At 43.5% G+C, this 14,882-nt stretch carries 13 protein-coding genes and 2 tRNA genes; 10 read left to right on the top strand and 5 right to left on the bottom strand.

Features of this window, described 5'->3' with window-relative positions:
* Window positions 1–20: 20 nt before the first annotated feature.
* The 4 genes from CUR83_RS09640 to CUR83_RS09625 form a co-directional block, all read right to left on the bottom strand.
* The gene (locus CUR83_RS09640) at window positions 21–1,679 is read right to left on the bottom strand and encodes an ABC1 kinase family protein (protein WP_284719545.1); all 1,659 of its coding nucleotides are present in this window, start codon (window positions 1,677–1,679) and stop codon (window positions 21–23) included.
* Window positions 1,680–1,797: 118 nt separating this feature from the next.
* On the bottom strand, window positions 1,798–2,502 hold the full coding sequence (locus tag CUR83_RS09635; RefSeq protein ID WP_071001957.1) for a ubiquinone biosynthesis accessory factor UbiJ: 705 nt from the start codon (window positions 2,500–2,502) through the stop codon (window positions 1,798–1,800).
* 80 nt (window positions 2,503–2,582) lie between these two features.
* A complete protein-coding gene (gene ubiE, locus CUR83_RS09630) occupies window positions 2,583–3,632 on the bottom strand; it encodes a bifunctional demethylmenaquinone methyltransferase/2-methoxy-6-polyprenyl-1,4-benzoquinol methylase UbiE (protein WP_071001956.1) in 1,050 nt (349 codons plus the stop codon).
* Between the two features lie 84 nt (window positions 3,633–3,716).
* On the bottom strand, window positions 3,717–4,421 hold the full coding sequence (locus CUR83_RS09625; protein ID WP_071001955.1) for an FFLEELY motif protein: 705 nt from the start codon (window positions 4,419–4,421) through the stop codon (window positions 3,717–3,719).
* Window positions 4,422–4,759: 338 nt separating this feature from the next.
* On the opposite strand from CUR83_RS09625, the gene CUR83_RS09620 reads away from it, so the two are divergent.
* Window positions 4,760–6,448: an ATPase gene (locus tag CUR83_RS09620; protein WP_284719544.1), complete on the top strand. Its 1,689-nt coding sequence runs from the start codon at window positions 4,760–4,762 to the stop codon at window positions 6,446–6,448.
* Window positions 6,449–7,088: 640 nt separating this feature from the next.
* Window positions 7,089–8,696 (top strand): inorganic phosphate transporter, encoded by a 1,608-nt coding sequence (locus tag CUR83_RS09615; RefSeq protein ID WP_277077591.1) that lies wholly within the window; start codon window positions 7,089–7,091, stop codon window positions 8,694–8,696.
* 100 nt (window positions 8,697–8,796) lie between these two features.
* Here CUR83_RS09615 and CUR83_RS09610 read toward each other — a convergent pair whose 3' ends face one another.
* Complete coding sequence (locus CUR83_RS09610) at window positions 8,797–10,440, bottom strand: aminotransferase class I/II-fold pyridoxal phosphate-dependent enzyme (protein ID WP_212564346.1); 1,644 nt, start codon at window positions 10,438–10,440, stop codon at window positions 8,797–8,799.
* Between the two features lie 400 nt (window positions 10,441–10,840).
* On the opposite strand from CUR83_RS09610, the gene msrB reads away from it, so the two are divergent.
* The 8 genes from msrB (at window position 10,841) to arsH (ending at window position 14,833) form a co-directional block, all read left to right on the top strand.
* The gene (gene msrB, locus CUR83_RS09605; RefSeq protein WP_058025889.1) at window positions 10,841–11,266 is read left to right on the top strand and encodes a peptide-methionine (R)-S-oxide reductase MsrB; all 426 of its coding nucleotides are present in this window, start codon (window positions 10,841–10,843) and stop codon (window positions 11,264–11,266) included.
* A 132-nt stretch (window positions 11,267–11,398) separates the two neighbouring features.
* Complete coding sequence (locus tag CUR83_RS09600; protein ID WP_277077698.1) at window positions 11,399–11,884, top strand: glutathione peroxidase; 486 nt, start codon at window positions 11,399–11,401, stop codon at window positions 11,882–11,884.
* A gap of 327 nt (window positions 11,885–12,211) precedes the next feature.
* A tRNA-Val gene (locus CUR83_RS09595) sits at window positions 12,212–12,287 on the top strand.
* A gap of 52 nt (window positions 12,288–12,339) precedes the next feature.
* Window positions 12,340–12,416 (top strand) — tRNA-Asp (locus CUR83_RS09590).
* A gap of 460 nt (window positions 12,417–12,876) precedes the next feature.
* Window positions 12,877–13,032 carry a YrhK family protein gene (locus tag CUR83_RS13465; protein WP_197496725.1) on the top strand — a complete coding sequence of 52 codons (156 nt, stop codon included), beginning with the start codon at window positions 12,877–12,879 and terminating at the stop codon, window positions 13,030–13,032.
* Window positions 13,033–13,254: 222 nt separating this feature from the next.
* Complete coding sequence (locus tag CUR83_RS09585; protein WP_093068769.1) at window positions 13,255–13,617, top strand: ArsR/SmtB family transcription factor; 363 nt, start codon at window positions 13,255–13,257, stop codon at window positions 13,615–13,617.
* A gap of 48 nt (window positions 13,618–13,665) precedes the next feature.
* Window positions 13,666–14,073: an arsenate reductase (glutaredoxin) gene (gene arsC, locus CUR83_RS09580; protein WP_093068772.1), complete on the top strand. Its 408-nt coding sequence runs from the start codon at window positions 13,666–13,668 to the stop codon at window positions 14,071–14,073.
* Window positions 14,060–14,833 (top strand): arsenical resistance protein ArsH, encoded by a 774-nt coding sequence (gene arsH, locus CUR83_RS09575; RefSeq protein ID WP_223333026.1) that lies wholly within the window; start codon window positions 14,060–14,062, stop codon window positions 14,831–14,833. The genes arsC and arsH overlap by 14 nt, the downstream gene beginning before the upstream one ends.
* The last annotated feature ends 49 nt before the right edge of the window (window positions 14,834–14,882 follow it).

The raw sequence follows: 14,882 nt of genomic DNA, 5'->3' as shown, positions 1-14,882 counted from the left end.
AGGAATTTGTCCTATGGTAATTAAGCTAGGATACGCCAAATGACCACCACAATAGCTAACAAATAAAAGAAAGGTGCAAACCAGCCTACTTGAGTCGCAATGCCAATATTGATTCCGAATCCTGCCAATGCCAACCAGTCGCGGCGACGGTCGTTGAGCATATCGGCGCGTATTTGTTGTATTTCACGCAGTTGGCTGTCTTGCCGTGAGCCTTGTGAGGCAAGGCTTTGTAGCCCTTGATCCAGTAGCTTTGGAATGTCGGTAGTAGATAAGAGTAGCTCAGGTAACTGTTGGCGCAACTGTTGTAAGTTACGCATCGGGTCTAACTGCTCTTTAATCCAGCTACTTAAGATTGGTTTGGCAAGTGACCAGATATCAAGATCAGGATAGAGGTCACGACCGAGCCCTTCTACATGTACCAAGGTTTTGAGTAATAGCATCAGCTGCGGCGGGATACTCATATGATGGCGACGAGCAATGTCTAAAATCTGCATCAGCACACCAGCAAAATCGATATCGTTGATTGATTTTTGTAGCATGGGGCCTACGGTACGCTTCATATCACGCATCAGCGCATGTTTATCAGCATTTGGTGGTATCCAACCTGCACGGCTAACGATGTCGACGACCGCGGTAAAGTTGTTATTCATGACTGCAAGTAACATACGTGCCACGATAAGCTGATCATCTTTTGACAGGGTACCCATGATGGCACAATCAAGCCCGATATAGCGTGGCTGATGACCCAAATCAACCGCTGCCATATCTGCATGTAATGTTTTGACAGGTGGCGTCTCAACAAACACATTGCCCGGATGCATATCAGCATGAAAAAAGTTATCCCGAAAGACTTGGGTGAAAAATATCGTCAAGCCTTTCTCTGCAAGCGCGCCACGGTCATAACCCAACTGATCAAACACCTCAACTTGTGAGATGGGAACGCCTTGGATACGCTCCATGACCATCACGTTTTTGGCAGCATCATATACTTCAGGCACATACATCAATGCTGAACCCAAGAAGTTATTGCGCATCTGGGTAGTGTTGTCCGCCTCAAGGGTCAAATCCAGCTCATTGAGCATTACTTGTCGATAGTCTTCAACAATATCGATGATATGAACAGCACGCGCCGCTTCGATACGCGCCGATGCCCAACTTGCCAGTTCTCGCAATAATTCAAAATCAGAGACAATCACCGTGCGAATATCAGGACGCACGACTTTAACCACCACTTCACGCCCATCATGCAGAGCTGCAGTATGGACTTGGGCGATAGAGGCTGCCGCTAGTGGTTTAATATCAAATCGTGCAAACAATGTATCGATGGATTGACCGAGGCCATGTTTTGGATGCTCAATTTGAGCGACAGCAATATCAGCGTCGAAAGGTTTAACTTTATCCTGTAGCTGTACTAACTGAGCGATAATCTCAGGCGGTACCAAGTCGCGACGCGTTGAGAGTAATTGACCCAATTTGAGAAACAGTGTACCCATCTCTTCAAGCGCGTACTTGATTCCATTTGGCTGATGCTTTTTACCCCATGCTGCTGGATGCGTACGAATTAAGCGTGCTAAAGGTTGCAGTTGCGGCGCTTCTTCGACAGATAAATGGGTATCAAGGCGATAAGTTGCGGCGATACGCCAAAGCTCTAGTAGACGGGCGCGGTGAGATAATAGCATGGGATTGGGTACTCTGGACAAAAACGAAAATAGGGTAGGCGCTATGCGTCATTATAGACAATGCTATCAGTAATAGCGTGTGCTCATCATTGATAAGACAAGCTACTAATAAAACAAACTACTGGTGAAACGAGTTATTGTGGGAAAGTGCTTGCTCTGCTTTGATAGCCGCAAGTTTGGCCTCTTCACGTTCGACATCAGCACGCAACTTTAGAATCTGCTGTTTGAGATCGTTGACTTCAGCGACCTCAATAGGGTCAGGCGCGCTATTGCCTGCCACATCATTAGCCCAATCGCTGACATCATCAAATGCACGTTTGGCACTATGACGCCAGCTACCTTTAAGCTGAGAGATAAGAAGATGTAATTGACTGGCCATTGGTTTGCCGATTAATGGCTCAAGCTGCCCAGCCAAATCAGGATCGAAGCCAGCCACCAGCTGTTTGAGCTGCATCAGTATTTTGTAATCGCCCGCGATTGGTAAGTTACCCTCCGCGCCGCGCATCAGATTGAGTAGCTGCGCTGGATTATCGACTGTAATGGTACAGTCCGGACGGCTATGACCAAAACGGGCGCGCTCCATACTGGCTTTTTGGCGCTCATTCATCTGACCACTTGGCTCAAAGACACTGTCTGTCGTGACTGGCTCAAAACGCAACCGTTCATGAGTGAACAACACGTCCAAATGAATGTCAGGCATACCCATGTTGAGACGCAGTACTTTACCAGCAAGCGGCGCTAACCCTGCCTTGGTAATCTCGTCACTCGCAATAGCAATGTTAATCAGCTTTTCGGCACCAGCCAATAGTAAGACAGTCAGCATAAGGCTCTCGCATCATTAAGTGAGCGCCTTTGAGTCAGCGCGTAGTATGTTTGGTTTAATATAGTATTGCTAATCGTACTTTACGCTTTAAAGCCACGATGTACAGCGACAATGCCAGCAGTCAAGTTATGATAATCACAGTTCTCAAAGCCAGCTTGTTGCATCATCTGTTTGAGCGTCTGCTGATCAGGATGCATGCGAATCGACTCCGCCAAGTATTGATAGCTTTCAGAATCATTAGCAATCAGCTTGCCCATCATTGGCAGCGCTGTGAATGAATACAAGTCATATGCTTTAGATAATGGCTCAAACACGGGCTTTGAGAATTCTAAAATCAATAAGCGACCACCCGGCTTTAGGACACGGTACATCGCACGCAGCGCTGCATCTTTGTCGGTGACATTACGTAAACCAAAGCTGATGGTGACCAAATCAAAGCTGTTGTCATCAAATGGTGCCAACGTCTCAGCGTTCGCCAATATAAAATCAACGTTATTGCAGCCAGCATTGATTAAGCGCTCGCGGCCCACTTCTAGCATGGCAGCATTGATATCAGATAATACAACATGGCCATTTCTACCGACTTCACGGCTGAATACTTTGGCTAAGTCGCCTGTACCGCCCGCGATATCGAGTACATGCTGACCGGCACGAACCCCTGATAGGCTAATGGCGTAGCGCTTCCATAGACGATGAATACCAAATGACATGAAATCATTCATGATGTCGTATTTTTTGGCGACAGAGGTGAATACATCAGCCACACGTGCTTGTTTTTCGGCTTTGTTGACCGTCTTATAGCCAAAGTGAGTTTGCTCATTGCCATCAGTTTCAGGCGTATGTGGGTTATTGATATCATCACGCTGATTGAAAAGCGCTTGCCTTTCTGTGCGTACTGAAGTATCCGTGCTGGTTGGTTTTTCGGTATTTGGCATAGTCGTTTGTTGGCCTTGTGGCGTTCCAGTTGGTAGGTCTTGGACTTTAGTAAAGTCATTATTGCTGTTATCTTTATTAGATGCAGCTGTCTGCGCGCGTAATATTTGCGCGCTGATATCTTGGTTGTGATCGATACTGTCTTTTACCAATTTGTTCTGCAAATGAGCGTTGTTATTACTTGATGTGTCGGTCATCACATTATCCTAAGGTTTGTTTTTATTATGCTATGTACAGCCTGAGATATGCCAAGAATTAATTAGCTATTTAGCGTATTGATTCTATGATACACCAAACCCTACTGGCTTACCGCCATTATGTACTTCATCAACAATTAGCAGTTCACGTTCACAAAACGGTTCAATAAAACTGCTTACACTACTTAAAGGTTTCATAGCTTTGAAGCCTGCGTCGATGAAATCATAAAGTGGCTGGTAATTGCTGCGATAAGCAGCACTTTTTGCCAATGCAAAGGCCTTTTTGAGCATAAAGGTATTTAAGTGTTTGTCAGTGCGGTAACAAACGTCTTTTAGGTTGGCAATCTGTACTCGGCGTTCAGCTTCCTCATCAACCGCACGGTAGGCAGCTAGCATATTGTCTGCGTTCACTGGTAAGTTTTGATCGAGTAGCCACTCAGCCAAATGTAGATCGAGCTCAATGGCCAAAATTGCTGCTTGAATACCCATGCTGCCAGCCTCTAATGCAGACTCTTTGGCAAGACGTTCTAGTTTTTTGGCTTTTGGCAGGATACGGGCCAGTTGTTTTGCTAGTATCTCGAACTCATCACCACCATATAGCTTCGTTAAAAAATAATCTGCCATTAGCTGGTTTTTGGGTTGTTCAAACAGTGCACGATGGGTGTGACGGATACGTACTTGTTGCCATGTTTGTACTTCGTTGAGCTTGGCTCTCAATACGTCATTTTCATGGTGAGGCAGAGCCCAAAAACGTGTCAAATGCTGTTGCAAGTCGGCTAGAGCGGTCATGGCAGTAAATCCTATAATAAAAATAGATAATATTGAAAATTTGAGGCAGCGTTATTGTGGTTGTTTAACCGCATAGGCTTTTGAATAGCTATTTTAGCAAGTATTAAAAATTGTGTTCACCATAAAAGAAAATAAATGAGAATACAAATGCCAAACTGTTACATAGCAATATTATTTACTCGATTGGCGCAATGCTATGATGAAATAGCTTTATGAAATTACTCTAGCATAAAATGCAGTGTCAAAAAGAGTCTGCCAAGCGAGAGTATCTAATATCATTCAATGGCAAAGCAGTGTAATAACAATATCATTCAATAACAATAAAAGTGAGTCCAATCATGTCCCAAAAAAATGATACTACTGAACCAGAGGCACCACAAGCGGTCAGTTCGCAGTTTAGTGAGCAAGTCGTCGAGGAGCGCCTAACGCCCAATCCTTTGAGTCAGTTTTCTATGGACAAGAATGCCCTTAGGCTCGCCTTGGTTACGGCGCAGTATGCGCTAAGAGCCACCCGGCAACAGACACCGCCAACGCTCAATAAACCAACGGGGCTGCTGGTACTCGTTAATGGGATGGAGCAGGCAGGCAAGGGTACCGCTGTTAAGCAATTGAGGCAATGGGTCGATCCAAGATTGCTTAAAGTTGAGGCAACCGTCGGCCATGCGCCGCTAAGCTATCAGCCTATTTGGCAAGTTCATACCGGCGCGATGCCGCGCCATGGCGATGTGATGGTTTATTTTGGTAATTGGTATGCTGACTTGTTATACAACGTCATGCGCATAGCAACATCAAATAATGAAGATAAAGAAGATAAAAAGAAGCAGTCAAAAAATCAAAAACATATCGATAAAAATGCGCTTCCTATTGCGAAATGGCAAGCCTATTTACAGCAGCAGCTAGCTGAGCTCAAAGCATTTGAGCAGGATCTTGTAGCCAATCACACTAGGCTACTGAAATGCTGGTTCCATGTGGATATGGAAACACTGCATAGCCGTCTACAAGATAGTGAGGCTGATCCGCAGTTTTTGTATCAAATTGACTGGAACAGCAAAACAGTGATCGAAAAATTTAACGAGGTTGCAGCCACTCTCTTACGGCAACAAGATGACTGGATCATCATTGATGGTGATGATAAATCGGCAGCGGCTGACGATTTTTGTCATGAAGTCTTACATGCGATGCAAATGGCGCTCGTTAGTAGTCGTACCAGTACAACTGAATCTACAGAAAAAAAACCACCGTCCAAGACAAAAAAATCCAAACCAAAAGTTGAACAGGCGCCGTTTGAACCGGTAAAGATACCAAAAAGCTTGACCAATATTGATGATTCAAAGATTAGTAAGTCTGAATATAATGATGCTTTGGCAAAGAAGCAAACACGTCTCGCTGAGTTACTACGGGCGCGTCAAGGTCGTCATGTTGTCTTTGCTTTTGAGGGCATGGATGCGGCTGGGAAAGGAGGCGCAATCAAAAGGCTAGTTGCCGCGCTCGATCCACGTGAATATCAAATTTACAATATCGGCGCACCGATGTTATACGAGACTCAGCACCCTTATTTATGGCGCTTTTGGACAAAGTTACCTAATGAACAAACCAACCGTGTTAGCCGTATCGCTATCTTCGATCGCACTTGGTATGGCAGAGTATTGGTTGAGCGTGTTGAGGGGTTTGCCACCGATGAGGAGTGGCAACGCGCGTATGATGAAATCAATCGTTTCGAATCCGACTTAACAACAGCTGGAACGTTGGTCATTAAATACTGGTTGGCGATTGATAAAAAAGAGCAACTCAAGCGTTTTGAAGCTCGTAAAGACACACCGCACAAGCAATTCAAACTCACTGATGATGATTGGCGCAATCGTGATAAATGGTCAGATTACGTGCAATCTGCAGCAGATATGCTGGCACGCACCGATACAAAAACAGCGCCGTGGTGTATTATCGCGACCAATGAAAAGCGACAAGCGCGTTTAGACGTCTTAGATCATGCTATACAGCAGTTATCGGAAGCATCTGATGGCAATTAGCTATCACAAAATAACTAAGATTTACAGGTTGCTTATACTTTTAAAAAACCATCCTTTCCCAATTTTGCTTAGGGAAACATACGAAATTTAATCTGTCATTGATAAAGGATGAATTCTGTGGACACGCTCACAGTTACAAATCTTGCAATATCATTATGCATTATGTGATTATATTTAATATAATAGGGCCGCAATTGTCTTTACCCTGTCATAAAATGCGCTGACAGATGCATATTTTATGATGAGTACAGATATTTAAAAGACATTATCGCCGTATCTAAGTATTGATAAACACTGTATTGATAAAAAATGTACTGATAAAGACCGTAACATCACCAGAAAGATAAGCCGCAAGATGCTGTAATCAAATGATTGGGCAATATACTTTGCGGCTTTTTGATATGTGATGTGTTTTTACAGAGAAGCGTATCAACGCCCTGAATCAAGCATAGATGAATGATTCTAAGGTACGGCAGCAAAATCCGCTAAATATTATTGTTTAGCATTCATTGTTTAAAAAGCACGTTGCGTATTTATCATCATGCTACTTTAGTGTGTGGTTTTAAAACTCACATGTATGGCTGCGCAATGTTACTAATCGCATATAATTTCAATCAGCTTACGCAGGACGTATTAACGTATGGGTATTAGCAACAGTTCTACAGGGCCAACCCAATCAGTCGGCTCTACGAAAGTAAATCTATTTTTTGCCATTTTATTGATTGCGATGACCATCTACTTTTTGTGGTGGGGTTTAGATTACACCATGCGTCAGCAAACGACGCTGTTTATTATAGCGACCGCGTTTGGTGTCTTTATGGCATTCAATATCGGTGGTAACGATGTCGCCAACTCCTTTGGTACTTCAGTGGGTGCAGGAACGCTGACTATCCCGCAAGCATTGGGTATCGCAGCGATATTTGAGGTGTCGGGCGCCGTACTGGCAGGTGGTGAAGTAACCGATACCATCCGAAGCGGTATTGTCGATTTAGACGGCCTCTCAGTCGAGCCCAACCAGTTTATTTATGTCATGCTCTCAGCGTTGTTTGCTGCTGCGTTTTGGTTGTTATTTGCTACCAAAAAAGGTCTGCCAGTGTCGACCACCCATGCGATTATTGGCGGCGTGGTGGGTAGCTCCATCGTATTGGGTATCACGTTAGGTGGTACTGAAATGGCGTTATCAACGGTAAGTTGGAGCAAGATTGGCACTATCGCTATCTCTTGGGTTCTATCACCGTTACTAGGCGGCGTTTTGTCTTATCTACTATATGGCCAAATCAAGAAAAATATCATTGAATATAATGATAGAACAGAAGCGCATATTGGTGAGCTAAAAGCCAATAAAAAAGTATTAAAGCAAAACCATAAAGAGTTTTTGGATGGTCTAACCGAGTCAGAGCAGTTGGCTTATACGTCAGCGATGCTACGAGATCAAGAAATCTATAAAGATGATGATTGCTTGGTTGAAGATTTAGAGACAGATTATTACAAAGAACTTTATAAGCTTGAAAACGAGCGCAGCAACCTCGATACCTTAAAAGCATTGAAGCAATGGGTGCCTATTATTGCGGCTGCGGGCGGTGCAGTGATGGCCTCCTTGGTCATCTTTAAAGGTTTGAAAAACATCAATAACGGTATGACGACGCTGCAAGGCTTTTTAATCATGGGGATGATAGCAGCCCTCGTTTGGCTTGCGACTTATATTTATACCAAAAGTATCCGCGGCAAGCACAAAGAGGATCTGACCAAAGCCACCTTTATTATGTTTAGCTGGATGCAGGTCTTTACCGCGTCAGCATTTGCTTTTAGTCACGGCTCAAACGATATTGCCAACGCGGTTGGTCCTTTTGCTGCGATTATGGATGTCATTCGTACCAATAGCATCTCGACCGAAGCGGCTGTACCACCTGCTGTTATGCTGACTTTTGGTGTGGCACTGATTGTTGGTCTTTGGTTTATCGGTAAAGAAGTCATTCAAACTGTCGGTACCAATCTGGCGAAGATGCATCCAGCTTCTGGATTCTCAGCTGAGCTGGCCGCTGCTGCTGTCGTTATGGGCGCATCAACGATGGGTCTTCCTGTATCAAGCACGCATACCTTGGTTGGGGCTGTATTGGGTATTGGTATGGTCAATAAAGATACCAATTGGGCGCTTATGAAACCAATCGGTTTGGCATGGGTCATCACCTTGCCAGTTGCTGCTGGTCTATCAGCAATCAGCTATATTGTATTGAGCAATATTTTTTAATCTTAAGGCGCTAGAGCTCTGCACTAAATCTTATTCTAGAGCCATAAAAAACGCTTATCAGCATGATGCCGATAAGCGTTTTTTAATGTCATATGAATATTTACTCAGTGCCAAACTGCTGGCGTTTTTTTGCAAAAAATCGGTCCAATCTATCCATCGCATTTTCTAAATCAAGCAAGTTAGGCAAAAAGACCAAACGAAAATGATCGGGTTTGTCCCAGTTGAAGCCTGTGCCTTGCACCATCAACACGTTTTCTTCGACGAGTAAGTCCATCATAAAGTCCATATCATCCGTGATAGGGTAAACCTCTGGATCCATTTTTGGAAAACAGTAAAACGCACCTTGCGGCATGGTACAAGAAATGCCTTTAATCGCATTGAGACGTGAAACCGCCATTTCGCGCTGTTTATATAGGCGACCTGTTTCGGAGGTCAAGTCTTGCATACTCTGATGACCGCCCATCGCTGTTTGGATGGCATACTGTCCTTGAACATTCGAGCAAAGGCGCATGGATGCCAGCATATCCAAGCCTTCAATAAAGTCAGTCGCGTGTTGCTTGCGTCCAGACACCATCATCCAGCCTGAGCGAAATCCGGCAATACGGTGTGATTTTGACAAGCCATTGTATGAGAGTACCAGTACTTCATCGGTCAAGGTGCTCATCGGTGTATGTACATTATCATCATAGAGAATACGATCGTAAATCTCGTCCGCCATGATGATTAAGTTGTGCTCTTTAGCAACTTCGATAATTTGTTTTAATAACTCATCGCTATAAAGGGAGCCTGTCGGGTTATTGGGGTTGATAACCACGATGCCCTTTGTTTTGCTAGTGATTTTAGATTTAATATCCTCAACATCAGGATGCCAGTTGTCCGCTTCATTACAGCGATAATGCACAGCGGTGCCGCCAGCGAGGTTAGCCGCTGCTGTCCAAAGTGGGTAATCTGGCATCGGAATCAGCACTTCATCGCCATCGTTCATTAATGCTTGCATGGTCATCACAATCAACTCAGAGACACCATTACCCAGATAGACGTCACGCACATCAACTGCTGATAAGAGGCCTTTAGACTGGTAATATTGCAAAATGGCTTTGCGCGCCGAAAAAATCCCTTGTGAGTCCGAATAACCCGTTGCCTCAGATAAATTCATTGCCACGTCACGCAAGATTTCATGAGGCGCTTCTAAACCAAACGGCGCTGGATTGCCTACATTTAGCTTCAGTATGCGCTTACCCTCTGCTTCCATTCTATTGGCAGTTTGGAGTAGGGGGCCGCGAATGTCGTAGCAGACGTTTTGTAATTTATCGGATTTTTTTATGGTGTTCATAGCGTGACCCTTTGTCGGGTAGGTTTGTGAATGTTTATCGGTGTCGGGAAAAGTCTCAAGCTGAGTCTTAGCTGCCCCATTGTCTGATGAGCTAGCTGAAGCGGGAGCTGTCTCTAAATCCATACTTTGAGATAAATAGTTGTCTTCGGATAAAAACATATTAGTATCTTCACTTTGAAGATCACCGCGCAAGAGATAGCCTTCGCTACAACCTAAAATACGAGCCAGTGTCGGTAGCTTGGATGAGACAATACCATTAGTGCCGCGCTCCCAGTTGGAGATAGCGCCGCGACTGACCTTTGCACCAGCGGCTGTCATTGCCTGTGCTAGCTGCTCTGCGGTAAATCCTTTGTCTCGGCGTAGCTGTACTAGCCGCTCTGCTTGCGTGCTTTTACTATTGCTATCGGACATTGTTATTTGAGCCTTTATCAATCAGTGAACGTGTATAGATGATACAAAATTGAATATTGTTTTCATAACTTACCAATGCAAGATATTATTGCATTGCAAAACATATTGCAAGAGATAGAAACGCTTTTTATAAAATGCAAGAATAACTTGCAATATTGTGTCTTTTCCCCTTTCCTGGATGCTCATATCTTGCTCACATCTATAGATAAGCGAATATTATTGACTGTATTTTATTCAAAGGGTGCTGCCCAAAGCACTGTAAATCACATAGCATTGGCAGTACTCTTTTTAAATATGCCTTGAATAGTGAGTTGTGAACCTTCACATATAACTCATCGTTTTTATAATAATATGGCGATAAAATAGTTATCAATAATAAATAATCGAATAAGGGTACATTATGCAAGACAATCAATTGAGTAAAGAAGAAATCAGCCAATTGACCGAAGCTGACTGGAAAGAGCGTTTGAGCGCTGACGAGTATCATGTGATGCGTGAAAAGGGCACAGAGCGTCCATTTACAGGCGTTTATAACGATGCAACTGATGATGGTGTTTATCGCTGCAAAGGCTGCGGTGCCAGTTTGTTTGATTCAAGCAACAAGTTTGATGCGGGTTGTGGTTGGCCAAGTTTCGATCAAGGGATTGATAACAGCGCGATAGACGAGCATGTTGACAACTCATTGGGTATGATTCGTACCGAAGTCACCTGTAGCAACTGCGGTGCACATTTAGGGCACGTGTTCCCTGATGGTCCACGTGAGACGACAGGTATGCGCTATTGTATCAACTCAGTATCTATTGATTTGGATAAATCTGAGAAGTAAGTCCTTTATCTGATTTTAGAAGTGTGAGAGGGGAAGTACAGAGTGCTTCCCTTTTACTCATATGAATAAGTATGCAAAAGTTCTAAATATCTATGTAAAATGATATAAACCTCAATAATTTAAGGATAAATGATGAGTACGATCTATGATTTTAGCGCTGAGCGTATGGACGGCAGCTCGCAAGCGTTTTCTGAGTATAAAGATAAAGTATTGCTAATCGTTAATACGGCAAGCAAATGTGGATTCACTCCGCAGTTCGAAGGGTTAGAATCGTTATATCAACAATACAAAGATCAAGGGCTAGTCGTTATCGGCTTTCCTTGTAATCAATTTGGCAGCCAAGATCCCGGTAGCAATGACGAGATCGGCGCGTTTTGTCAAAAAAACTATGGTGTCAGCTTTCCTATGATGGCGAAAATTGATGTCAATGGTGCAGACGCTCATCCTATCTATGACTGGCTTAAAGACCAAAAAGGTGGCCTACTGACAGATGGCATCAAATGGAATTTCACCAAGTTTTTAATCGATAGCAAAGGGCAGGTCATCGATCGTTATGCGCCAACGACCAAGCCAGATGCCATCAAAAAAGACATTGAGCAAGCATTAACCAATAAGTAAGTATCGAGTCTAAAAAAAATGATTTTTTATGAAAATATAAAATCAATAAAAACATATGCTTGCTAAAAATTTCGATATAAAATTGAAAAATATTTAAAAAATTGAAAAATAGCGTTTGACAGCCAAGTGTAAATCTATATAATACACACCCACAGCAAGAGGACTTACTTAGATAAGCCCAGCTGATTAAGTTAACATTGAGTGTGACAGCTGATGATAGCTTTAGAAGTTGAAAAGCTTGATTGCTTTAAAAGCTTCAGAAAATTCCCTTTAAGGAATTTTCTCTTGCGAACCTAAAATTGCAGTGCAATTTTTTAACGGTTCTCAGGGTGATTAGCTCAGTTGGTAGAGCGTCTGCCTTACACGCAGAATGTCGGCGGTTCGAATCCGTCATCACCCACCACTTTTTAGCAAGTGGGCTCTTTAAATAAGAGCAAGAAGCTAAGACGACCTAAGCAGCGGTAGTTCAGTTGGTTAGAATACCGGCCTGTCACGCCGGGGGTCGCGGGTTCGAGTCCCGTCCGCTGCGCCATATTTAAAACGAATTTAGACTGTAAAGTTTAAGCAAGTTTCGCCTCAAGTATTAGTTTACTTGGGGTTTTTTTGTGTTTAGGTGTTTTTGCTTAATGTCATCATATTTTGGTATATTGCAGATGAGCCACCCACGATAGCACGATCATCAATCGAAAATCCTTTTTGCCACTATTTTCAGTAATATGTAATATAAGTAAAAATTAGTCTTAAAATTATTGGATAAATAAGCCATAGCAGGTATTAATCTCTTTATTTTCGTACGCCTTACAGCGCCTTCTGTTGACAGCGGCATTTGCAGCCTGATATATCTGTTTGCCTAATAAATATAGATATATAAGGGATGCATTTTGAGTGATAGTAAAAAGCTAGATTTAGGGGTTGGACAAGATCATATTGTGATACAGCGACGTTACGATGCGTTGGGCGCAGTCAATGATTTACTTATCGCTATTTAGTTTTTGATTGGTAGGTCTTTCTTTTTAAAAGAGTCGCTCACCACAGATGGGACGTGGCTGTTTATTCTTGGTAGTGCACAGCTACTTATAAAGCCACTGATCAAGCTGATCAGCTTGATTCATGTCGGTCGAGTATACAACCTATCAAATCAGCGGTAAGTTATAGCGTTAGGTAATACCGCGCTTGTTATAACCCATAAGCTGTAACTATAAATACAAATACAATCAATTTATCCAGTATTACTCCCAAGGATAATAGCCACTAGTGCTAGAAGTAGTTTGGCTCATTGAACGATAGTGAGTGTTCTTTGATACTTCCAAAAGAAAAAATTTCATCCAAAAATCATTGAATTATTTCCATATGTCTATATTATTGGACATATGGAAATAACTAATGCTACTGCAAGCTTTGCAGCACTTTCTCAAGACACTCGTCTAAAGGCTTTTAGGTTGCTGGTCAGCCACGAGCCTGAAGGACTCCCTGCGGGTGAGGTAGCCCGTCAGCTCTCTGTGCCGCACAATACCATGTCGGCGCATCTAGCAGTGCTGTCAAGAGCAGGGTGGGTGGTCTCACAGCGACAGAGTCGGCAAATTATCTATCGGGCGTCGCTCTCACATATGGATAGCGTCATTCAATTTTTATTACAAGACTGCTGTGCAGGCCATCCAGAATTGTGTGCCTCACTCATCGACAGTTTAAGTGGATGCAGGGTAAATGAGTCTGCTGAGCAAGATAATCATTAAACCAATAATCGATTCAATAAACATACTGATAAAATAGGTAAGATGACGATGAAACCTTTAATTTTGCATAACCCTAATTGTGGAACCTCTCGCAACACACTTGCCATTATGAAAGCATCAGGAGAGACGCCAGAAGTGGTGGAATATCTAAAAAACCCACCAACACGAGCACGCTTAGTTGAGTTATTAGCCCAAATGCAAATCTCTCCAAGAGAGTTGCTAAGAAGTAAAGAGGTGGTTAATGATGAGCTTGGCCTAGACAACCCTGAGCTCTCTGATGATCACATCATCGATGCCATGATCGCGCATCCTATTTTGATCAATCGTCCGATCGTGGTGACTGATAAAGGTGCGGCCTTATGTCGTCCTTCAGAGCGCGTGTTTGAACTGCTAGCAAACCCTGTCAGTAGCTTCACAAAAGAAGATGGAGAGGTCATTTATCATGGCAAACACTAAGGCCGAACCAGCATCAATAACGGAGTCTACTGCTTCAGCAAATTCTAGCTTTGACGATTTACCCAATATCGATGTCGACAATATTCAACCAATCGACATTGAGTCGTTGATCGCGCCTAATGACCCACGTCATGCGCCCAAAATATTGGTGTTGTACGGCTCTGTCCGCGCGCGCTCATTCTCTAGATTGGCCGCGGAAGAGTCGAGCCGACTGTTACGCTGGTATGGTTGTGAGGTGCGGATGTTTGACCCATCAGGCTTGCCACTGCCTGACGATGTAGATTCAGATCATCCAAAAGTGCAAGAGCTACGAGAGTTGGCGCAGTGGTCAGAAGGGATGCTTTGGGTGAGTCCAGAGCGTCATGGCAGTATCACCAGTATCATGAAAGCGCAAATCGATTGGATTCCGCTGTCTTTGGGTGGCGTGCGTCCAACACAGGGTAAAACCTTAGCACTAATGCAAGTCAGTGGCGGCAGTCAAAGCTTTAATACGGTCAATCAGATGCGTATTCTTGGACGTTGGATGCGGATGATCACTATCCCTAATCAGTCCTCTATACCCAAAGCCTTTTTAGAATTTAACGATAACAATCGCATGGATATGTCGCCGTTATATCTGCGTCTTGTCGATGTCTGCGAAGAGTTGGTGAAATTTACTTGGCTTACCCGCGGACGCTCAGCGTATCTTACCGATCGCTATTCAGAACGCGTCGAGAGCGCTGAAGAAGTATCGAACCGCGTCAATCAAAAGTCGCTTTGATACGGATACGCTAAGACTGTTACCCCAATACAATCACATTAACATTATT

Source organism: Psychrobacter pocilloporae, from assembly GCF_029872915.1.
Taxonomy (GTDB): domain Bacteria; phylum Pseudomonadota; class Gammaproteobacteria; order Pseudomonadales; family Moraxellaceae; genus Psychrobacter; species Psychrobacter pacificensis.
Note: the sequence above shows the minus strand (reverse complement) of the source record. Positions and strands in the feature narration are given on the sequence as shown.